Source organism: Tissierella pigra (genome assembly GCF_009695605.1).
Lineage (GTDB): Bacteria > Bacillota > Clostridia > Tissierellales > Tissierellaceae > Tissierella > Tissierella pigra.
The window spans coordinates 22,553-44,745 of record NZ_VUNQ01000022.1; the positions used below are offsets into that span (position 1 = coordinate 22,553).

A 22,193-nucleotide genomic window follows, 5' to 3' on the forward strand; every position below is an offset into this window, starting at 1 on the left:
CTTTATTATTCAGATTTATTTGTTTCTATAGACGGGAAGTTTAATTCCTTATACTTTCCAATCTTTGAATTCACAATTGCCTTATTCTCTTCTGTGTAAAATCCTCCTTGAGTGTGACCAATTTCAACTAGATGATGAGCACGTCCCTCTACTGTTGTTCTATCACGGCAAAGCCCATCTTCCTGAATTACAAACTCCCATTTATTATTGTCAGTCTTCTCCAATGTTCCACCTGCCCCACAAACTTGACATTCAATAGGAAAGTGAAGACCATCCCATTGTTCCTCTCCAAGAATTAAGGCATTGGAATGACAATTTGGACACCATCCCATATTTGGATCTCCTAGCCATGTTCTTTCTTCTGGAGTAGTATTAACTGCCTTCATCACATTTTCCCCAACTTCTCTTGCACGAGCAATCATATCATCGTGAAGCAAGCATTGTGCTGGAGCTGGCACTCTAGTTGCTAAATACATATCAACTACTTTAATATCCGTCGTAAACATTCCTGCTTGTAATGTCTCAAGAGCCATAGACTGCCACGAACGAGTAGAACCTCCTACTGCAATTAATCCACCAACACGATCTCTATGTTCTATGGCATTAATTGATTCTAGAAAAGCAGTTTCATAACTAAGACTTCTTTGTAAAAACCTGGCCATGGTAGCAGTAGCCATTAAGTCATAAGTTGGAGCAGAAAAAATAACTCCATCTTGTTCTAACATTACTTCCATAATTTCTTTTTTGTCATCCCTTTGGTCAAGGGTACATCCGAGATTTTTTCCCTGAGACATACCATGGGTACATACAGTACAGCCTGTACAATCAATGATATTATAATCCCTCAAGTTAATCATAGTAACTTCCGCTCCAGCCTCCTGACAATATAATAAAGCCTCTTTTAAAAGAATTTCACTATTACTATTTTTCCTACCTGCAGTAATCCCCATTATCTTCTTTTTCATTATTATTCTCCCCTTGCTTAAAATTTTAATATAAAACTATACTGGAAATTATTACACAAGCAAATACCTTTAAAATAACAAAACCTTAATTACTAAATTGATTTAGATAAAAGATTTCTCTTTCTCCTCTTCATAGATCTTAGGCAAAAAAGAAGCCAAATGCGTATATTCTTCAACTGCATGGTTAGCCAAGGCTTTTATAGCCTCTATAGGTACTTGTATTCCTGGTGGCAATAGTTTAACAGTTTTTTTGTCTATGATTCTATATCCCATCCAAAATCTTGTACGAAACTCCACTCCACCTTCTATCTCCCTTATGAAATGACACATAATTGCAGGAATCTTTGGTGCATCTTCTGGAGCTCCTTCCATAGATGATAGTCCATTCCCTATAACTACAGTTCCCACATTTGGAGAATGAAATCTCTTCATATCAAAACCAACATCTTCTGGTTTTAAGAAATTAATTGCAATATTTTCAATTCCTATTCCTGTATCTTCTTTTACATAGTGTGTTATTCCTTGAAATCTATCTGTCATAGAAGTATTTGGGTCTAATATTTTTTCTCTATCTTTTTCATCTATTGAAACACCATAATGGCCTTTATTGAACCATAACATATAACGTAAGTCTTCAAGTCCATGCCATGCAAACCACCAATTCACCATATCAATTGTAACCCCTGGCATCTTGTTTAATACTGCAATATACCCTGTACCATTTTCTAAATTACAATATCCTGTTTCCACATCAAAATATCCCGGATTTAAAAGATCATTAATATCTTCAGGCAATAAAGCCTTACTGGGCTCCATTGACCCTTGGGCTAAAATCTCCAATAGCTCTTTATTAGGTGGAGTTATTGGATTATAAAAATACTTAGAATAAGATTTTGATTGTTCTTCTTTTGTTAATTCTCTTATACTCATCTTTTCATCTCCCTTATTTATATTTTTATATGAAGAATTCCACTTTATAATATTGCAATTAATATGCCAGTTATCTCATAACTAAATTTGTTAGTTTTAAAATTGTCAATGTTTTAGCTTTGTAATATTTTTTTACACTTATTTTTACAATTGTATATTTTTCTTCCACTATCAATTTACATTTAACTAGTCATGTGGTATCTTATATACAAATTAATCTTTTTCGGAGGTAAATTATGTATATAAATTTGTCTAAGGATCAAATATATGAAAGAAATGGTATTCTTGATGAAATAATGGAAAAACTCTTCGATATGGCCACATTAGTTGATTCCCAAGAAAAGATAATCCATGTTAGTTCTAGTATCCCTAAATTAAGGAAAGAATCAAAAAATCAAATTATAGAAAAAAACATTGATTACCTTTATGATGCTTTACCATTTAAAAAAGTATTGAATACCGGAAGAGCTGAAATGGGTATTATAGAGGTAATACATGGAAGAAAAATACTTGCAAATATATTTCCAATTATATGGGAAGAACAGACTATTGGTGCTTTAGGTACCATATTGTATAGAAATATTTCTATGCTAAAAAATATCCTATGGAATATAACCAATATGGATCCTTCTTTGCCTAAGGATTTATATGATCAGATATCAAGACTTGAAACTAGCTATCTATTTGAAGATTTCATAGGTAATAGTAAGATAGTAAAAGATATGATTGTTCAATGCGAAAGTGCTGCTATATCTAATCATCCAGTTTTAATCCTTGGAGAAACAGGTACAGGAAAAGAAATTATAAGCAATGCCATACATTCATCCAAGTTTTATAATAAACTATCTCCCTTTATTAAGATAAATTGTAATGCAATACCAGAACCACTATTAGAATCAGAACTTTTTGGTCATGTAAAAGGAGCATTTACCGGGGCTACAGAAAATAAAAAGGGGAAATTTGAGATTGCTTCCGGTGGCTCTATATTGTTGGATGAAATTGGAGATATGGATTTAAGACTACAGAGTAAACTCCTACGAGTTTTAGAAGAAAAGGAATTTGAAAGAGTAGGTGATATTAAACTTATTCCCTTAAATGCTAGAATAATTGCTTCTACTAATGCGAATTTACACAGACTATCTAGGGAGGGTAAGTTTCGTTCAGACTTATATTATCGGCTAAATACTATCGAAATTATAATTCCACCATTAAGGGCTAGGACTGAAGATATCCCTATTTTAGTAGAACATTTTATTGAATTAGATCAACTCAGGGTTTCTTTTACGCAGAATGCAATGGAAAGGTTAATAGATTATAGTTGGCCTGGTAATGTAAGACAGTTAAGAAATATATTAAACCGACTAAACATTATAAAGCAAGAAGGTACTATCGACGACCAAGATATACACAATATATTATATTCCAATATAGAGTTCCCAGAAAATACGACTATTAGTTTACATGGATGCTCTAAAAATACTTCGACAGATATAAAAATAGCTACTATTGAAGAAGCCGAAAAAGAAGCCATTTTACGTGCCTTAGAGTATTGTAGCTATAATATCTCACTGACTTCAAAGATATTAAACATAAGCAGACCTACATTATATAATAAATTAAATAAATATAAAATAAATATAGCCCCTAAATTAACAGAGTAAATTGACAAACCTTATTAATACTTGCAATAAATATGCCATATAAATAAAAATCACAATTAGTATAAATACTCTTACTAATTGTGATTTTTTAATTCAATATTGCATTATTGAAATTCATTATTGTATTAATTTTCTATACCTAAGGCTTGCATTTTTCTCACAACGGTTGATTGTGATACTCCTAAAATCTCTGCTACCTTATAGGTGCTACCATGTTTTCTAAAGGCCTTTTCTATTATATTTTTTTCCAACATATCAATAGCCTCTTTTAAGGTAATATCATCTTTAGTAAACAAATCAATAGAAATCTTGTCTGTGCTTAAAGTATTCATTACACAATCCATAGTTATAAATTCTTCATTAGTGATAATAACAAGTCTTTCTATGGTATTTTCTAATTCACGAACATTACCAGGCCAATTATAATACTCTAATGCTTGTAATGCAGCTTCATCAAACTCTAAATTCTTTTTATACCTCTTATTAAATACTTCTAAAAACTTATATGCAAGAATTCTGATATCTTCTTTTCTATCTCTAATAGGTGGTATAGTTATTGGAATAACATTTAATCTATAATATAAGTCCTCTCTAAATTTACCTTGCTTTATTTGCTCTAATAGATTTTGATTTGTTGCTGCAATAATCCTTACATCTAATAGTTTAGGTATAGTGCCTCCTACTCTAGTGATCTCTCTTTCCTGCAAAAATCTCAATATTTTAGATTGCAATTGCATGGGCATCTCTCCGATTTCATCTAATAATACGGTTCCCTTATGTCCCATTTCTAATAACCCTATCTTCTCCTTCTGCAATGCTCCAGTAAAAGCACCTTTTTCATATCCAAATAATTCCGACTCCAAAAGAGTTTCAGGTATTGCAGCGCAGTTAATCTTTATATATGGTCCATCACTCCTATTACTATTTTTATAGACCTCTCTAGATATAATTTCCTTACCTACTCCAGTTTCACCTGTGATTAAAACAGTTGCATCTGTTTTTGCAACTTGGTTAATAGTTTGTCTAATTTTTCTGGCATCAAGACTATTTCCTAAAAATTCACTTTCATTTTGACTATCTCTTATGTATCTTAATTCACTGAGATACTTTTTATTTTCGTTTTCTGCCTTCTCTAATCTTTCTCGCAATGAATTAATTTCCGTAAAATCTCTCATTACAGTAATTACTTGGGATATATTTCCTTTTTGGTCTACAAATGGATTTCCAGTTATTAGTACCTTTTTATTATTGTTTTTAATTATTGAAATTGCAGATATCTTTTTTTTACTTTTTAGAACTTCTAGAGAAACTGCACTGGTAAAGTATTTCCTATCTAGCATATCTTGTATATGTCTACCAACTATTTCTTCTCTGCAAATTCCTGTTATTTCTGTATAACCCTTGTTAATTTCAGTTACTACACCTTGACTATCTACTATGCAAATACCATCTGACACTGCATCTCCTAGCTCCAATGCAGTTAATGCTCTTTCTTTATGAAATTTATTTTCTTTTTCTAATTCCTTTATCTTTCTTTCCATTTTCATTATTTTCTCGTTATGATTTTCATTTTCAATATATTCTTCATTAAATACCAATCTATTTCCTCCTTAGCCTAATATTTACTTAAGCAGTTCCTTTAGAAATAATTAGTTACTATATTTAAGTCAAGTTGTAAATATATATTATCATATATTAAAATTCTTTGTCCATTATATTTGTTATATAAAAAGCTAGTTAATCTTGGAATAGTAAACATAGTATTATATATTACTATGATAAATTTAGATACAAATTTAATTCTGTGTCATTATAGAATAACCCCAATCTTTGAAGCTAGACATCAAAAATCGGAGTTATTGAAAATAATATATCTATATTCTAAAAATATTCAACCTTTCTTTTAGTTCTTGTGATAATTCCTTTAATTTTAATGCTGTTTCATTAAATTCTGTCATAGTTGCATTTATTTCTTCTGCAGATGCAGATACTTCCTCTGTGCTTGCAGAGGATTCTTCTGCTACTGCTGCTATACTTGCCATAGTATTTACTATATTATCCGTATCCTTATTGGTATCTTCTATAGTGTATTTTATATTCCCTATACCTTCCATTAAACTATTGATACTCTCCAATATTTTACCAAATATTTCTCTTGTTTCTTCAACAGATTCAGTTTGGTCTTTAACTATTGACTGAGTATTATCCATGGAATATACTGCTAATTGGGATTTTCCTTTTATACTTTCTATTAAGGATTGAATTTTTGCTGTAGCGGTACTCGATTGTTCCGCTAGTTTTCTTATTTCGTCTGCTACTACAGAAAATCCTCTTCCTGCTTCTCCAGCACGAGCTGCCTCTATTGCTGCATTTAATGCTAAAAGGTTTGTTTGAGATGATATACTATTTATAGCTTCAGTTATGATTCCAATTTCTCCAGTTGCTTCATCCATTTCCTTTATAACTTTAGACATATCCCCAGTGGATATATTTACTTCTCTTGTTCTTTCCGTTAATTTATTCATATGTTTAAGTCCTTCTTGACTTAAGTCATTGGTCTTTAAAGATATGTTGTTCATATTGTTTGCCAATTCTTCTATATTCTGAATTTCTTCTACAATTTTATTTAGAGCTATTACTCCTTCGTTAATATCTTCTGCTTGAGTTATGGTTCCTTGAGCTAATTGGTCAATTGTAATACTTATTTCATCTACTGCTATGGAAGTTTCATTTGCACTGGTACTCATATTATCCGATGTGGAGAATATAATATCTGAGGAGTTATTTATATCTAAAACCAATTCCTTAATAGTATCCACCATATTATTAAATCCCTCTCCTAAAGTTTGAAATTCGTCTTTAGTATTTATATCTGTATGCACTAAGAGATCACCACTGGATACTTTTTGAAATGCCTCTAAAATTTTGTTTATACTATTATTCATACCTTTAACTACAATTAAAGATAATGCCACTGAAACAATAGCTATAATAACCACTATAATTTGAATTATTGACTTTAGTTTATTAATGTCATCTAATAGTTCTTTTTCGTCTAAAGTAACTACTATTTTCCAATCCCTCTTACTATCTGTTGTATGTCCTATATATCCTCTTTTCCCTTGGATTCTATAGGTTTCAAAGTTCTGGTCACTATTTAGCACATCATCCTACCAAGGCATTTCTTTGGCTGTCTCCTTGCTTAATTCTTGAGAATCTGGATGGGCTACTGTTACCCCTTTTGAATCAATTATATGTAAGTAGCCATTTTCTCCAACTTTAATAGATGATAATATATTAGTCAAGTCCTCTAAAGCTATATCTATTGCAAGGGCACCTACTATATTTCCATTTTGTTCTACAGTTTTAGATACAGTTATTATATTTTTTCCTGTAAATGCGTCTATATATGGGTCTGAGTAAGTTATGTTTCCCTTATTTACTACTGCATCCCTATACCAATCCCTTGCTGTAGGGTCATAATCAGGTGCTAATTCAGTTTCAGGATATAATATGGTCTGTTTATTTTCTAAACCTATATATGCTCCTAAAATCGCCGCATCACTTTTGTGTGCATATCCTAATTTTTCAAAGACCTCACCAGTAAGTTCATAATCAAAATACACATCTTTAAACATTGGATCTTCACTGAACATATTAATTAGTGATTCAAATCTTCCAAAGGAAAAATCTATGGAATTTTGAACCTCCTCTATATTCTGTAAAGACATAATTTTTAATTTATCATATAATGTATCAAAAGATATTTTATATGACAATACTCCCAACAATACTAATGGAACAACTGATATAAATAGAAGTAATACTGTCAACTGAGTCTTAATACTTTTCTTATTTTTCTTCAATTCTTCTCCCCCCTAATATCATTACTATTATAAATATTTATCGACAATATTCTATTATATATTAGTTAATTTTATAACTATCAAATTAGTATTAATTTTTTATATTTATACCCACTATATATAAACATAAAAAGGCTAATTGAATTATCAATTAGCCTTTTTATGTTTATATACTTTTTGCTAATAATGCCGCTCCTATGGCACCTGCATATCTAGCCAAATCACTTGTTTTTACTTCATTTTGAAGTTTTTCCGACAGAAGAGTAACAAAAGGTTCTACTTCACACAATCCACCTGTTAAAAAAATAGTATCTGTAGTACCATGTTTGTGAAGAAGAGCATATACCCTTCCTGTAATGGAATTTACTATTCCTCTTGCTATGCTTTCTCTTTTTGTCCCCGCTCCTATAAGGCTTATGACTTCAGATTCTGCAAATACTGTACACATACTAGTGATATTTACATCATCTCCTGAAAGAGCCATTTCTGCTAATTCGTCTATACTGACACCTAAAGTGTTTGCCATTAATTCCAAAAACCTACCAGTACCTGCTGCACATTTGTCATTCATGGTGAAGTTAGATACTTTCCCATTCTCTAATGTAATGATTTTGGTATCCTGACCCCCTATGTCTATTACAGTTGCATCTGTTCCTAGTAAATAGTGAGTGCCTTTACCATGGCAGGTTATTTCTGTTATGGTTTTATCTGCATAGGGAACGGAGATTCTTCCATATCCAGTGGCTATGACCTTCGACTCATCTATTTTTATATTTTCTTTTTCTAGTTTCTCTTTTATTGATTTTGAAGTTTCTACACTACTCCATCCTGTAGGCATGGTGAAGTTCTTTATTAGATTATCTTCTTCAAATACAGATACCTTTGCTGCCGTTGATCCTATGTCTATCCCTATATAATACATTATTTCTCATCCTTTACTTTGCCATTGATGGTTTTTCTATGGTTTCTAAGAAAGCCTCAACTCTTACTTTTACTTGTCCAGTATCTGAATCTGAGTAGTCAGTCTCTATTTGAATAAACGGAAGATTTAGTTCTTCCTGAACAAATTTCTTAACTGTAAAGGATTCTATATTATAAGTATGACATGCTTGCCAAGTCAAATCTACTACTCCATCTACATCATATTCTTTAGCTAATCTCTCTATTAAATCCAATCTTCCATTATTATTGGTCATACATGAACAAGGAGTAGATAAATATTTTTCTGCTAAAGCAGTTATAGGGTCTTTATTTTCATCTACCATTACATCTAGGCCCTTATATCCAGTACAATTTTCTAAAGCTACTACTGATGCTCCTGCTTCTTCCAATGCTTTTAGCACTTTTTCAGAACCAGCTCCTATTGGACATCCTGTAAGCAATATTCTAGGTGCATTTTCATCAAAGGCATATATTCCCTTTTCCATTCTCTCTTCTACTTCAGCTATTAGTCTTTCAATTAAGTTTATTCCTGCTTCTTTATCTACATTGAATCCTTTTAGCCATTGAGCCAACATCATATCCATTCCAGATAAAGGTGCAGGCTTGTGAGCATTTAGTTTATGTAATCTTTTCATTGCATCTCTTTCTCTATTCATAAGCTTAATAGCTTCTTTTAGTTTTTCATCTGTTATTTCTACTTCAAATTTTTCCTCTAGAAACTTTTGAAATTTAACCATTTCTTTTTTCCACAATTCCAGTGAATCTTCATCATCAGCTGTTTGTGGCAAATTCATTATGTGCATAGGTTTTATTTTACCCATTAATTCATACATCTTTTTCTTTCCATCACAAGTAGTCTCTGCTAATAAAGCATCTGAAAAATAGAAGTATGGACATTTATCTGTAATTGCAAAACCATAACTAGATTTAATTAGTGGACATAGGTTTCTTGGTAATTCTTTTTCTGCATCTTCTATTGGTGCCTGGGTTGTCCCACATAAAGTTACAGAAATTGCGTCTGCTGCTAATGCTATTTCTGAAGGTGAAAATACACAGTACATTCCTACTACTTTTTTTCCTGCTTCGTGAGCCTCTTTTATTTTAACTGAATTCACGCCTCTTAACGCTTCAACTTCTTCCATTACAACTGGTCTCATATTATCGCTCCTTTTTAAGAATTACATACATCTAAATATTATCATGTAAAAAAACCATGTTCCAATTGTTTTTATCAATAGGTACATGGTTTAATATAGATATTTCTTATAAGGATTTATTCTTTTTTAAATAGTCATCTATGGCAGCTCTCAACCCCTTTACCCCAAGAACTGAACAGTGAATTTTACTTTGAGGAAGTCCATCTAAGGCATCTATTAGCTGTTTCTCTGTTATACTTAAAGCTTCTTCTATGGTTTTGCCCTTTGCCATTTCGGTTATCATACTACTTGTAGCTATAGATGCAGTACATCCAAATACTAGAAAACTAATATCTGTTATTATATTATCTTTTACCTTAATGTAAATAGTTAAGGAATCACCACATTTTAAATCTCCATAAGTTCCTTCACCATGAGGGTCTTTCATGCTTCCAACATTCCTTGGACTCATAAAATGTTCTATTACCTTCATTGAGTATTCTGAATACATTTAATCACTTCCTGTTATATATAATATATATATTTTAACATAAATTTATATTTCCGTATAAGGTTTTCTTGTTTCCACTTTATACATAAATATCTGAGAATTCCACTCGTATCTTTTCAGCATTAACTGGATTATTGCTATCTTCTATATCATAAAATTCATCCAAAACTTTATTTGGTAACCCTATTATAAATTCTGTCCATTGCCCCAGTTCGCTTTCCACTGATATATAGCCTTCATGCAATTCTACCAATGCCTTAACTAAATGCAGTCCTATACCTGAACCTTCAGCTCTTTTATTCAATGGAGAGTCAACTTGAGAAAACCTATCGAATATCATATGAAGTTTATCTGCCGGTATTCCTACTCCACTATCTCTTACGGAGATCATAACTACTTCTTCTGTATTTTTTATATTGACCTCAATTTTTCCGCCAGCTTCTGTAAATTTGATTGCATTTGATAATAGATTCAAAATAATTCTCTCCATCATATCTGAATCAAAAGCAATTATTTTTTCTTCTATATCTGTATCGAATATAATATTGATGTTTTTTAATTTGGTGTATTCAACAATGGACATAGTAATATCTTCTACTACCTTGACTATATCATTATTCATAGGTCTGAAATGGAAATGGTTTGTCTCTAATTTATTTATATCAATAATATTATTTATAAGTCTAAGGAGTCTATAACTATTTTGCTTCTGCATATAAATATATTTATTAAAGTAACTTTCAAATTCCTCATCTTCTATATCGCAGTTTTCTAGTAATTGTACACAGCCTAATATTATATTAAGAGGTGTTTTCAATTCGTGAGACATAGTTGCCAAGAATTGAGATTTTAATTCATTGTATTCTTCTACTTCTTTTACCTTCTCACTAACAGTGTCTATCATACTATCAAATGCTTGCCCCACATCACCTAAGTAATCATCATTTTCTATTTCAGTTCGTATAGTTAAGTCACCTTTTATAACTTTATATGCCGTATCCTTTAGTTTATCTATTGATCTAATAAGTCCATTGGATACAAACATTGCTATAATAAACGATATAAAATAAAAGAAAACAAGAACAAATATATCTTTTGTAAAGGTTTGTCTATTGTCTATTAGTAATTCTTCTATAGAAGTAACTGCAAACGCTGACCATCCTATTTCATCTAGGGGGAAATTCACTTCTAATTTATCTTTGCCTTCTATATTAGAATACCTTGCAGAGGTTCTAACTATTTGTCCCTTTAATGCCATTATACTAGGTGAATCTAAGGCTATTTTTCTTTCTTCCAATGACATATCATTTTTAATAGAACAATATACATAAGTTCCCTCTTTATCGATTATTCCATATGTGCTTTTATCATCTGGCTTATTTAATGGTATTATATCTTCCATATCATTAACGTTTAGTGTATTTATAACTATTCCCTTTAATTTTCCGTCCACTCTTATTCCTCTTGCTATAGGTATTATTAACTCTTTGCTAATAATACTATGCTGCAAATTTCCCACAGCTTTTTCCTTGCCAGATAAGATTTCATTAAAATATGTAGTGTCACGTATATCTATTTCTAAATTATCACTATATAGATCTGTAGTTATAATGCCTTCATCAGTGGCCCAATAATATTGCATATCTAGGTTGTTGTCTCTGTATTTGATTTTGTTCAAGTATTCCTTTATACTTGCATTGCTCCAGTTAGTATGTGTAGTTATGGAAATACCTATAGTGTACTGGTTGTCCCATATTCTTTCCAAAAAATTTACAAATACATTGCTAAGCATTTCTGCTATATCAGAATTTACCTCTATTTGATTTTCAATACTTTCATTAAATTGTTTTTGTATATCTATAAACTTTAGTATTGATAAGGGGATTAATGTTACAAAGATTATATAAATTATTTTTAGTCTTATATTTTTACTCTTCAATATCTACCCTCCTATTATTTATACTAAAATTTGATTTACAAATTGGTTCTTTTTCACCATTGTAACACTTTTTCCATATTTTAACAATAAGCTAATGCGTTAAATTAAAAAATCAGGAAACTATGATTAAATCATAATTTCCTGATTTTAAAGGAGATCTTATATTATAGACCTATATTGATTATGCCCTCTTTTGTTATTTCTACTCCTAACTTTAGAACTTCCTCTAGAAAACTAATGGGTACATAAGAAGTTGAGTCTTTAAACTCTGGTGCTGTACCAAGCTTAATCAGCATCTTTGCAAAATTATAGTTATCTTCTCCAATAACTATAGATGTGTATTGAGCTCCCTTTGTTAATTCTGCACTTCTTGCTTTATTATTCCATTTTACCTCATATCCCAATGCCTCAGCTATTTGTCTAAGGGGTATCATCTTAATACCTTCATCATTTGTATAAATTAAGTTGGTTAATTTAACTTCCTTTCCATCTATTATTATCTTGTCTAAAGCTGTAATTTCTGTAATCTCAACATTTTCTTCCTTTAATGTTTCTTTAATTACAATTATCTTCTCTGGAGTTGTTTGTGCTGGAATACTTTTCGTTGACGCAGTATAGAAAACTATTAAATCTTTGTCTTTAATATCTTCTTTTTCTACCTTTTCACCATCTTTATTTACTATAACAGTATCCTCACTAATATTTAATTTTAGATCATTTTCTCCGCTTACTAAATCTTCATTAAAACCAGATACCTTAATAAATGACGGTTCTTCACTTTCTTTTACAACTATTACTCCTGGTGTCAATTGTCCTGGAAGGCTCAATAACATTGGAGTATGTTTAGCATAATATGCAGTAATAGTCATTCCTTCTTTTAATTTATCTTTATCAGTAAAATCTTTAGTTTTTTGGTTTAATAAAATCACATCTTCATTGATATGGAGTATTAGTCCATATTCATCATCCTCGGCTTTTATAAGCATGGAAAGCTTATCTCCATCATTTTTTATTTCAACAATTTTTCCTTCATAGTTTATATAATCTTTAATCTGTACTTCCTTATCTGTTATAGGTGCAGAAATAGGTATTATATCTAAATTTTCATTTGTTTCAGCCTTAACTGCTAATGGACTTAAAGTCATATATGTTGCTAATGACAATGCTATATATTTAGTAGTTTTTTTCATTTTTTAATCACTCCTTATCTTTTCTATAGTATATCAATGATTTATAGGAAAGTGGTTACATTAGTATTACATTATGATTACATTAAATTTAATTGTTATTTCTATTATCATGAAATACCTGATCCAATACTATGACTAAGGCTAGTATAAAAGGTTGGTTTTCTTCATCTGATATATCTACAGAATAGGTATCTGAAAAACTAAGGAACTTCTTACTTATCCAAGCAATGGGTCTGCCATCTTTTATTATATTAAAGTTATAGGCCAAAATATCTCCATCTATGGTAAAGTTTCCATAGAAACTGTCTATTGTAAATTTAGGTTTAAAAAAGGTAAATTCTTTTTGAACTTTCGCCACCAGATTGTCACCTTCATAAATATTATACTCTGGTAAAAATCTAAATATCTTTTGTTCAATATAGAATAAATTCCTTCCTTCCATATCATATAAGTTTAATTTATTACCTATAGACAATATTTTCCCAACTATTTCGTAGAAAGGTCTTCCATTTTCATCATTTATTGTGAAACTATCCGAAAAGGAAAATATCCTTTCTTTGATTAAATATCTCATAAAATCCACCTCTATTATAGATTATTTTCTTTTCTTTATTTTACACTATTATTATAATACTATTATAACTATATTTTTTATATAAGAGAATAATAAGATATAGAATAAATTTATGGAGGAAATATGGACATTAAAATTATTTTTGAAGATAAAGATATATTAGTGGTGGAAAAACCACCTAAAATCCCCTGTCAGGGTGATAAAACCTCTGATGATGATTTGATGAGTATATTAGATAGACCCTATCTAGGATTGGTACATAGATTAGATAGACCTGTTGGTGGCGTTATGGTATATGCAAAAACAGAGAAGGCTAATTCCTTTTTATCTAAAGAAATTTCAGCCCGAAACTTATATAAAGAATATCTAGTTGTTGTATGTGGAAAACCCCTTGAAACTCAGGGAGAGTTAAGGAATCATCTGAAGAAACTTCGTACTATTAATATGAGTAAAGTTGTTGACGACAAAACCCATGGTTCTAAGGAAGCCATACTTCAATATAGTGTACTGGATACAATAGATACTGAAGAATACGGAGCATTAACCTTACTAAAGATTATATTAAAGACTGGACGTCATCATCAAATAAGAGTTCAGCTATCTCATGCTGGCTTTCCTATATGGGGAGATAATAAGTATAATAAGACTTTTGTGAAGAAAAAGGAATGGACTCAAATTTCTCTTTGGGCTTACAAAATAGGATTTAAGCATCCTAACGCCAAGGAGTATATGAGTTTTACATCTTTGCCTTATAAAGAGTTTCCTTGGAATAAATTTCATATTAACAATTAAAAAAATCATCTCAAGATAATTATCTTGAGATGATTTTTTTATATAAAGCCTAATATTTAAATCTTCCTATACTTTTCAATATGGACTCAGCTTGTTTTGCTAATTCCTCACTAGCATTGGCTATTTCCTCCATAGAAGCTGTTTGTTCTTCTATAGATGCAGAAGCTTCCTGAGTTCCAGCAGCATTTTCTTCAGAAATAGCAGATAGGGTTTCCATAATATTTATAACTTCGTCCTTTCTTATACCCATTTCTTGAGTACTTTCATTTATTATTTCAATACTATCTTTCATTTTTTGAATGAATTCTGATATACCTTTAAATTTATTGCTTGTGTCTACTACACTTGTTGATTGAGAATTTACTATCTTCTCTGCTTCTTCCATTAGCATGACTGAATGTTCTGTTTTTTGAATCAAATCTTTAATTACTTCTGTTATTTCATTTGCAAATCCAGTAGATTGTTCTGCTAGTTTTTTGATTTCTTCTGCTACAACTGAAAACCCCCTACCAGATTCACCTGCTCTAGCGGCTTCTATAGCCGCATTTAACGCCAATAGATTAGTTTGTTCTGCAATATTTCTTATCATATCGCTGGCAACAGATATTTTCTCTGCACTAGTATTGGTTTCCATTATTGTTTTACCTACACTTATACTTATTTTATTGTTGTCTTCAGCACTGGTATTTAGAACCTTTATGGATTCAAATCCTTCTTCTATTAACTTTATAACTTCGTCTGAAGATTCATTTAGGTTTTCAATTAACTCCGAACTTTTTTCAATAAATATTCCCAAATCGTTTATATGAATTGATCCGTCCTCTGTATCTTTAGCTTGGTCTGTTGCTCCCTTTGCTATTTCATCTATGGCTCTTGCAACTTCTTCAGCTGCAACAGATGATTGTTCCGTCGTAGAATTTAATTCCTCTGATGAAGCTGCCACTTGTTGAGATATATCTGCGATTTCCACTACTATATTTCTAACCTTTTCCACAAATATATTAAAACTATTGGCAATATCCCCTACTTCATCTTTACTATTTATATCTACTCTTGAAGTAAGGTCTCCATCATTTGTTGCTAATTCTTCTAATTGTTTTGTTATAGTTATCAATCCTTTAATCTTCTTCAAAAGTACCATAAAAGTTAAAATTATAATAGTTATGAGTAAGGCCATGAGAATATATACTATTATAAATTGAAGTTTAGCCTTATTTAATGCTGATTCTGCATTTATCCTTGCCATGGTGTTTATCTCTTCTATGAATTCGTTAACTAACTTATCAATTCCAGCCTTGGCGTCATTATAACCACTACTAAATATTAACTCTCTAGCTTCTTCCATATTTCCAATTAATACTATATCTAAAGCCCTTTCTTCTACCTTTGCTAAATCCTTTGAAGCATTTTCTGCTTTATCTAATATTTGAATTTGCTCCTCCGTTGCTCCTAATTCTTCCAATTTAACTAAAACCTTTTCTCTTGTTCTAGTTTCATTTACTTCTTTCCAATAATTATCATAGTATACTTTTTCTCCTAACAGTACATAATTCTTTGTCTGCTCTGTTAAATAATCTGATGCCTTTTTAAGTTCTAGTCCCAAATGTTCAAATTCAATTTGTTTTTCTTTTGCCTCTCTCTCTTGATTTATGGCTGAATTAAGTCCAAGTAAAGCCATTACATTTACTACTATTACAACAATACTTATACCACCTATTATTTTTAGTAACTTTGAAATTTTCATTTTTTCACACCTGTTTCCTCAATTTTTTCATTACAATATTTTTTGTAAATCTACAAGGTTTGAAGCTACTAAATCACTTGATTATATTTTTCAAATAAATTATACTATTTGCTAATATTTCATATAGATTATTATATGTTTGTCCCTATGGTTTATTATATTCTCTATTTGAAATAAGGACACTCTAATTTTAAACACTCTCTATTGTTAGATTTAAATCCACAAATAGGTTTGTAGTTTTCATAGTCATACATTTTCATTCCAAAATGTTCTTCTGAAATCTTTGCTGCTGTTTTTATTGCAGTAAATACATTTCTTTTACAACATCTTGGACCACCAGTTTTAGATATTTCTATTAAACTTGTGCCAGTCATTAAGTTTGCCAATCCCCAGTTTTCCTTTGTCAGAGGGGTTGCCTCTGTTATTATACTAATAAAGATTCCTGTACCTACTGCTGCACCACAATTTCCATAAAATCCACATATACCACCTTTCACATCCTTCGCCCTCATTTTGGCAACTGCAAGCTTTTTGATTTTATTCTTTTTTTCATCTTTAATATTATAATAAGATGTTATAAGAACTGCTGGTACTAAGAAGTGATGTTCTGGGCCGTGCATATTTATCATAGGACTTTTCATAATTTCAATTGCCATTTCAACGGGATTAGTTTTATCTGTATTTTTACAATATCTTTCTATTAAATCATTTCCACTGATAGAATGGCAGGAATCACATACATAATGCCCATCTTTACAGCTTACATTGGATTTGAATTTTTCATGACAATATAGGCATTCCAAGTCCTTATACTCTTCAAAATATTCAAGTTCTTGTCCACAAATCATACAATCCTTTGAATGTATTTTTTCATTAGTTTTTATATCCATAATTATCTCCTTTATTATCAATTTAATATAATGACTCTTATTAAAATTATTATATCATTATTCTGACCTTTCTTCCATATTAGATTTATTTCGACAATAAATGACAAAAACATAGTTGGAATCTTCCTCAACTATGTTTTTTATATATGTTATTTACTAGATTTTAAATTTTTTAACAATAGATTGTAAATCTTGTGCCAAATCATATAAACCTTCACTGCCTTTAGATATTTCTCCTGTAGATGCTGATTGTTCTTCCATAGATGCTGTTACTTGCTGTGTAGCTGCTGAATTCTCTTGAGCAATGGCGGAAAGACCTTGTAAAAAGTTAAGTATTTCGTCTTTCTTTTCTTCCTTATTTTTTTCTGATAAGTTTATCTCTTTAATAATTCTTTCTGTATCTTTCATAGCTTCAGATATTAGTATATATTTATCTTTACCACTTACAACATTTTCTGTCTGTTCTTCAGCTCTAGCTTTCACTTGTTCCATAATGTTTACTGTATTTTCAGCATTATCCTGTAATTCTTCAACTACTTTATTAATGGTTTCTATTGAAAAAGACGATTGCTCTGCTAGTTTTTTAATCTCATCTGCTACAACTGCAAATCCTCTTCCAGCTTCACCTGCTCTTGCTGCTTCTATGGCAGCATTTAAAGCTAGTAAATTTGTCTTTTCTGATATTGCTGATATTAAATTACTTGCTTCACTAATTTTATTGGAACTATCTTTAGTTTTAGATATAGATGTATGTATTTCTGTTACAGCCCTATTGCTTTCCAGTGTTATATTATATAAATTTTCCATCTTTTCTATGCCATCATCAATTATTTCCATTACTTTGTTTGATTCATTTGTTAAGTCTTTAATATATTCAATATCTAATTCAATAATTTCCCCTAATTCCATAGCTTTTGCTGAGGCTTCTTCTGTGTTTTGTGCCTGTTCAGATGCACCATTGGCTATTTCTTCTGCTGTTTTTGCCACTTCTTCTATGGCAATGGCTGATTGATAAGTTACTGATGTCATCTCTTTTGAAGCAGTGGCAACTTGCTCCGATGAACTGCTAATATCCCCTAAAATTTCTTTAAGGTTAGCGGTGATATGTTCTATGGCTCTAATAAAGCTACCTATCTCATCTTTTCTTCTAGCATACTTTTGAGGTGTTTCTCTAGTTATATTATATTCGGCTATTTCTTCTAAATGCTTTACCCCAGCAATAATTGGCTTGGTTATTGCGTTTCCTATAAAATATACAATAAATATACCACATATTATATTAATAGTTGTATCCTTTATAATCTTTCCTCTTAATACGGAGACGATATGGGATGCTTCTCCTATTTCTTGTGTAAGAAGTTTGTCAGCTGTGAGTATAGTTATAAGACCTGTAGAAATAGATGCTACTAATAGTAAAACCGAAAAATAGACAATAAGTTTAGTTCTAATGCTTTTCAATTTAAACCCCTCCTTTTAATTATGCTATAATTTTATCATCTATCCCAAATATTGCCATATTAAAACAATATTTTCTCTATTAATTTATTATATACATATTTTACCATTATTTGTAATCTTATATATTAGGACTTATTTCCTATATTTATAATTCTTAATATATATTTTTATCCATTCTACAGGATTATAGTATAATAATTATAAATATGTAAAATTATGTAAATACCTGCTGCCTATCTTTATTTTTTTATAATCCTTTGGTAAATATTTATTATAAATCAAAGGAGGAATTCACATGAAAATCAAAAATTAGCTAAAGAAAAAAATATTTCTGTTATTGTTGGACTAGGTCCTAGTTCTGGACTGATTCCTTTAATGGCTGTACATAGTGCAAAGGAGTTAGATAAGATTGAAGATATTAATATATATATGGCTATTAATAATAGAGAACCAGAAGGTCCTGCTGTATTGGACCATACTATTGAAAATTTCTTTGGAAGAGTTCCTCTAATAAAAGATGGAAATAAAGTTTATGGAAATGCCTTCCAGGGAAAAGAAGTTTATGACTTTGGCTCTCCTTTTGGAAGTTTATTAGTATCTACAATAAGATCAGTAACAAGTATTCCTTTAGCTTTAGGAGCTGAATTACTTGCACAGGGCAAAATAGAAAAAACTGGCGTACTAGTTCCAGAAGAATGTTTAGAACCTAAGTCATTTATCAATAATGTAATCGAAAGAACTAAAGATAGTAATTATCCTATTACATTAAAAAAAGAAATTATAGTTAATACTGAATGGAATTAATATAAATATAAAAGGACTATTCTTCTGTCTATTATATAGAAGAATAGTCCTTTATTCTTTTAGATTTTTATTATAATTTATTTAGAGATAATTCTTCTAGCAGTATAATAACTGTTTGCATAATATCCTGTAGTAAGGGTAGTTGTCTTTACTACATCTCCCGATTGAGGAGCGTGTACGAAGTTTCCATTTCCTACATATATTCCTACATGATTTATATTTCTTCCGTCTCTGGCGAAAAGAACTAAATCACCATACTGTAAATCCTTCTTTTCTACATATACTCCTGCTGTTATTTGATCCTTTGAGGTTCTTGGTATTGCTACGCCAAGCTTACTAAATATATAGTGAGTTAAACCTGAACAATCAAAACTATTGGGGCCTATTCCTCCCCATTGATAAGGTTTCCCCATTTGAGCTGATATAATGCTCTTTATCTTTTCGCTTGAATCACTTTCTTGAATATTTAACTGTCTGCTTGTCCCAGCTCTTGATGTAGTTAATCCATTCCTAGAAGCCCTGTCAGATGCTATTACCTGTTCATAGGTTCTCATTGCAAGGACTATTGCCTGTTCTCTACTGGTATAACCCTTTGGATTAAATTCATTATCAGCAACACCATTTATAATTTCTACACCATATAAATAATTTACAGATTCTCTTGCCCAACTTGAAATCATATTATAGTCCTTAAAATCATAATTATTGGGATTTGTATAATCATATTTTGGTTTTGCGGCCTTTAGTGTCTGATATAAAATTACACTTACTTGTTCTCTAATTATATTTTTGTCTGGAGAAAAAGTTCCATCTCCTTTTCCATCTATTATACCTAGCTTATTTCCCATGGTAATATATGGATTGTTTGTATCACTAAACGGACTTGGTCCTTGTATCATAGTCTCTTTTTTACTTAAAACTTGATATAGTCTTACTGCAAGTTCGGCAAATTCTTCCCTTGTAATATTTTTTCTATAATCTCCTTGAAGTTTATCTGGTACAATGTCCCTCTCTTTAGCTTTCTCAACTTCTGATATTGCCCATTTACTTGGAACATCTCCTTTATTTTGGGATGATTCTAAATTAGCATATGTAGTTTTAGGAATTATGATTACCATAATGGTAAATACTAAAGTTAGCCAAAGTCTTTGAATTTTACTTATCATTGGTTTCCGCCTTTCTTCAAAAGTAGTAAAAAATAGGTTACAATTTTGTAATATTTATATATTAACATAGAATCGTTGAATTTGTTCTTGACTTGTTATGGAATATATTCCATATAATGGAATAAGGCATAAGGTAAAATTAAAATCCTAAAAATACTTACAAGATTTCTCTTGAAAATACTTCTAGGATTTAATCAATTTTTATTCATCTATTCTTTGACTATTTTTCATTTTTTCTACCATCTTTGTAGTATATAATTCTGGATATTACAAAGCTATTTTTTCTTGAAAACTCCCTATTAAAATACTCAAAATAAGCTCCCGGTGAAATCAATCCTTGGATTTTTACTAAATCTATTCCTGCCTGGCCAACTATAGTATCTGCTAAAAGAACACAATTTGTATTTAAAGCGAAATATGTCTTAAATGGTCCCTTCATAAACTTATAAAAATTCCCTTTCAACCGTTCATATACTATACTTGCATAATCTTTATGTGGGTTTGCAGGTATTATCCCTAACTCTTTATCTTTTTGACTTTTAGGATGCCATTCATACAAATTTTTACGAATATCTTCGATTCTATCCCTTACCCTTTTCTTCTGATTTTTATTAAGCTTTAAACCAAATCCAAATAAGGTTTTTCCCATATACTCTTGAGAAAACTCTATATATTTCTCTTTATCAAAGACTTCTATTAAAACTCCATCAGATATGATTCCTGCTAATTTATAAGTATCCTCATCATAACTGCCATAAGTCATTACCCTATCCTCAAACCAAATATCCACATGACCAAAAGCAGAAACTCCTTTATCTCCTACATGTATTAAAACTTCTAAATCAAAATCAGTGTTTTCTTTTGATATTATTAAATCTTCTAGACTTAATTTCTCAGTTTCAAAAGCCTTATTGATTTTCATCAAGATCTTATGTGGAATGAATGCAACCATAAATATGGGAAGATTAATTCTAACTCTCCTTTTAAAAGAATCTTTTGTCTCTATGGATAATCCATCTAATAAAGCATCTATAATAAATGAAATTCCGTAGAGAATAAAAAACATTCCAATTGCATTGGAGATAGGTAAAATAGCTGATAGAGGATAAATCATTATAATTATTCCAAGAAATATTAAAATCATGGATTCTATAACCACAAAGAATCTTCTTTCTACATGATTTTTCTTATATTGGATATAGATTAAAAGTCTAATTATTCCTCCAAAAAAGGCATATATTCCAAAAAACATCGGGAAGATTGAAATAATCAGTTTAGGTTTAAAGTAAATAATGTATGCCATAGTTAGATTAAGTATAAATCCAAATAATCTAGATATTGAAGTAAATTTCTTTTTATTAATAGGAGAAAATCCTATGATTTGAAAGATTGCTGTTATACAAAAAAGTATAACTAGTAGATTTAAAATATTCTTTACTGCAAATATGACAGTTGCTTTTTGAGTTAAAAATAATATTCCAAGGCCTAAATATAATATGCCTGAAAATATCATAGAATAAATGTCAATATTTTTTACTTTTAATTCTTTTATATTCATATATTCACCTCTTATGATTATGCAAAATTATTTAATAGAATTTTAATATTTTCTTCTATTTCTACTA

Annotated in this window: 19 protein-coding genes; 3 read left to right on the forward strand and 16 right to left on the reverse strand. The window is 30.4% G+C overall.

Annotated elements, in window-relative coordinates:
• Window positions 1-5: 5 nt before the first annotated feature.
• Together FYJ83_RS11070 and FYJ83_RS11075 are read right to left on the reverse strand one after the other, a co-directional pair.
• Window positions 6-965, reverse strand: a complete 960-nt coding sequence (locus tag FYJ83_RS11070) for a flavodoxin family protein (RefSeq protein ID WP_154440550.1) — start codon at window positions 963-965, stop codon at window positions 6-8.
• A 102-nt stretch (window positions 966-1,067) separates the two neighbouring features.
• On the reverse strand, window positions 1,068-1,895 hold the full coding sequence (locus FYJ83_RS11075) for a DAPG hydrolase family protein (RefSeq protein ID WP_154440552.1): 828 nt from the start codon (window positions 1,893-1,895) through the stop codon (window positions 1,068-1,070).
• Between the two features lie 236 nt (window positions 1,896-2,131).
• Here FYJ83_RS11075 and FYJ83_RS11080 point away from each other — a divergent pair, with 236 nt between their 5' ends.
• Window positions 2,132-3,556 carry a sigma-54 interaction domain-containing protein gene (locus tag FYJ83_RS11080; protein ID WP_154440554.1) on the forward strand — a complete coding sequence of 475 codons (1,425 nt, stop codon included), beginning with the start codon at window positions 2,132-2,134 and terminating at the stop codon, window positions 3,554-3,556.
• A 125-nt stretch (window positions 3,557-3,681) separates the two neighbouring features.
• Here the strand turns inward: FYJ83_RS11080 and FYJ83_RS11085 are convergent, their stop codons facing one another.
• The 9 genes from FYJ83_RS11085 to FYJ83_RS11125 form a co-directional block, all read right to left on the reverse strand.
• Window positions 3,682-5,154: a sigma-54 interaction domain-containing protein gene (locus tag FYJ83_RS11085; protein ID WP_229768569.1), complete on the reverse strand. Its 1,473-nt coding sequence runs from the start codon at window positions 5,152-5,154 to the stop codon at window positions 3,682-3,684.
• Between the two features lie 276 nt (window positions 5,155-5,430).
• Window positions 5,431-6,720, reverse strand: a complete 1,290-nt coding sequence (locus tag FYJ83_RS11090; protein ID WP_154440556.1) for a methyl-accepting chemotaxis protein — start codon at window positions 6,718-6,720, stop codon at window positions 5,431-5,433.
• Between the two features lie 6 nt (window positions 6,721-6,726).
• Window positions 6,727-7,422, reverse strand: coding sequence for a cache domain-containing protein (locus tag FYJ83_RS11095; protein WP_154440558.1), 696 nt, complete (start codon window positions 7,420-7,422; stop codon window positions 6,727-6,729).
• 166 nt (window positions 7,423-7,588) lie between these two features.
• Window positions 7,589-8,344, reverse strand: coding sequence for an acyl-CoA dehydratase activase (locus FYJ83_RS11100; protein ID WP_154440560.1), 756 nt, complete (start codon window positions 8,342-8,344; stop codon window positions 7,589-7,591).
• Between the two features lie 13 nt (window positions 8,345-8,357).
• Window positions 8,358-9,521, reverse strand: coding sequence for a double-cubane-cluster-containing anaerobic reductase (locus FYJ83_RS11105; RefSeq protein WP_154440562.1), 1,164 nt, complete (start codon window positions 9,519-9,521; stop codon window positions 8,358-8,360).
• Between the two features lie 106 nt (window positions 9,522-9,627).
• Window positions 9,628-10,011, reverse strand: a complete 384-nt coding sequence (locus tag FYJ83_RS11110; RefSeq protein ID WP_154440564.1) for an iron-sulfur cluster assembly scaffold protein — start codon at window positions 10,009-10,011, stop codon at window positions 9,628-9,630.
• Between the two features lie 79 nt (window positions 10,012-10,090).
• Window positions 10,091-11,950, reverse strand: a complete 1,860-nt coding sequence (locus FYJ83_RS11115) for a sensor histidine kinase (protein WP_154440566.1) — start codon at window positions 11,948-11,950, stop codon at window positions 10,091-10,093.
• 164 nt (window positions 11,951-12,114) lie between these two features.
• Complete coding sequence (locus tag FYJ83_RS11120; protein ID WP_154440568.1) at window positions 12,115-13,140, reverse strand: stalk domain-containing protein; 1,026 nt, start codon at window positions 13,138-13,140, stop codon at window positions 12,115-12,117.
• 88 nt (window positions 13,141-13,228) lie between these two features.
• The gene (locus FYJ83_RS11125; protein ID WP_154440570.1) at window positions 13,229-13,714 is read right to left on the reverse strand and encodes an LURP-one-related/scramblase family protein; all 486 of its coding nucleotides are present in this window, start codon (window positions 13,712-13,714) and stop codon (window positions 13,229-13,231) included.
• A 123-nt stretch (window positions 13,715-13,837) separates the two neighbouring features.
• Here FYJ83_RS11125 and FYJ83_RS11130 point away from each other — a divergent pair, with 123 nt between their 5' ends.
• A complete protein-coding gene (locus FYJ83_RS11130) occupies window positions 13,838-14,506 on the forward strand; it encodes an RluA family pseudouridine synthase (protein ID WP_154440572.1) in 669 nt (222 codons plus the stop codon).
• A gap of 49 nt (window positions 14,507-14,555) precedes the next feature.
• On the opposite strand, the gene FYJ83_RS11135 is transcribed toward FYJ83_RS11130, so the two are convergent.
• The 3 genes from FYJ83_RS11135 to FYJ83_RS11145 all read right to left on the reverse strand — a co-directional run bounded on the left by FYJ83_RS11135 (window position 14,556) and on the right by FYJ83_RS11145 (window position 18,598).
• Window positions 14,556-16,250, reverse strand: coding sequence for a methyl-accepting chemotaxis protein (locus tag FYJ83_RS11135; RefSeq protein WP_154440574.1), 1,695 nt, complete (start codon window positions 16,248-16,250; stop codon window positions 14,556-14,558).
• A gap of 164 nt (window positions 16,251-16,414) precedes the next feature.
• Window positions 16,415-17,140 carry a DUF5714 domain-containing protein gene (locus FYJ83_RS11140; protein ID WP_154440576.1) on the reverse strand — a complete coding sequence of 242 codons (726 nt, stop codon included), beginning with the start codon at window positions 17,138-17,140 and terminating at the stop codon, window positions 16,415-16,417.
• A gap of 156 nt (window positions 17,141-17,296) precedes the next feature.
• Complete coding sequence (locus FYJ83_RS11145) at window positions 17,297-18,598, reverse strand: methyl-accepting chemotaxis protein (RefSeq protein ID WP_154440578.1); 1,302 nt, start codon at window positions 18,596-18,598, stop codon at window positions 17,297-17,299.
• Between the two features lie 375 nt (window positions 18,599-18,973).
• On the opposite strand from FYJ83_RS11145, the gene FYJ83_RS11150 reads away from it, so the two are divergent.
• Window positions 18,974-19,402, forward strand: a complete 429-nt coding sequence (locus FYJ83_RS11150; RefSeq protein ID WP_154440580.1) for a saccharopine dehydrogenase family protein — start codon at window positions 18,974-18,976, stop codon at window positions 19,400-19,402.
• A 77-nt stretch (window positions 19,403-19,479) separates the two neighbouring features.
• Here the strand turns inward: FYJ83_RS11150 and FYJ83_RS11155 are convergent, their stop codons facing one another.
• Together FYJ83_RS11155 and FYJ83_RS11160 are read right to left on the reverse strand one after the other, a co-directional pair.
• Window positions 19,480-20,568, reverse strand: coding sequence for an NlpC/P60 family protein (locus FYJ83_RS11155; protein ID WP_154440582.1), 1,089 nt, complete (start codon window positions 20,566-20,568; stop codon window positions 19,480-19,482).
• Between the two features lie 220 nt (window positions 20,569-20,788).
• Entirely contained in the window at window positions 20,789-22,126 is a 1,338-nt protein-coding gene (locus tag FYJ83_RS11160; protein WP_154440583.1) for an HdeD family acid-resistance protein, read from the reverse strand.
• Between the last annotated feature and the right edge of the window lie 67 nt (window positions 22,127-22,193).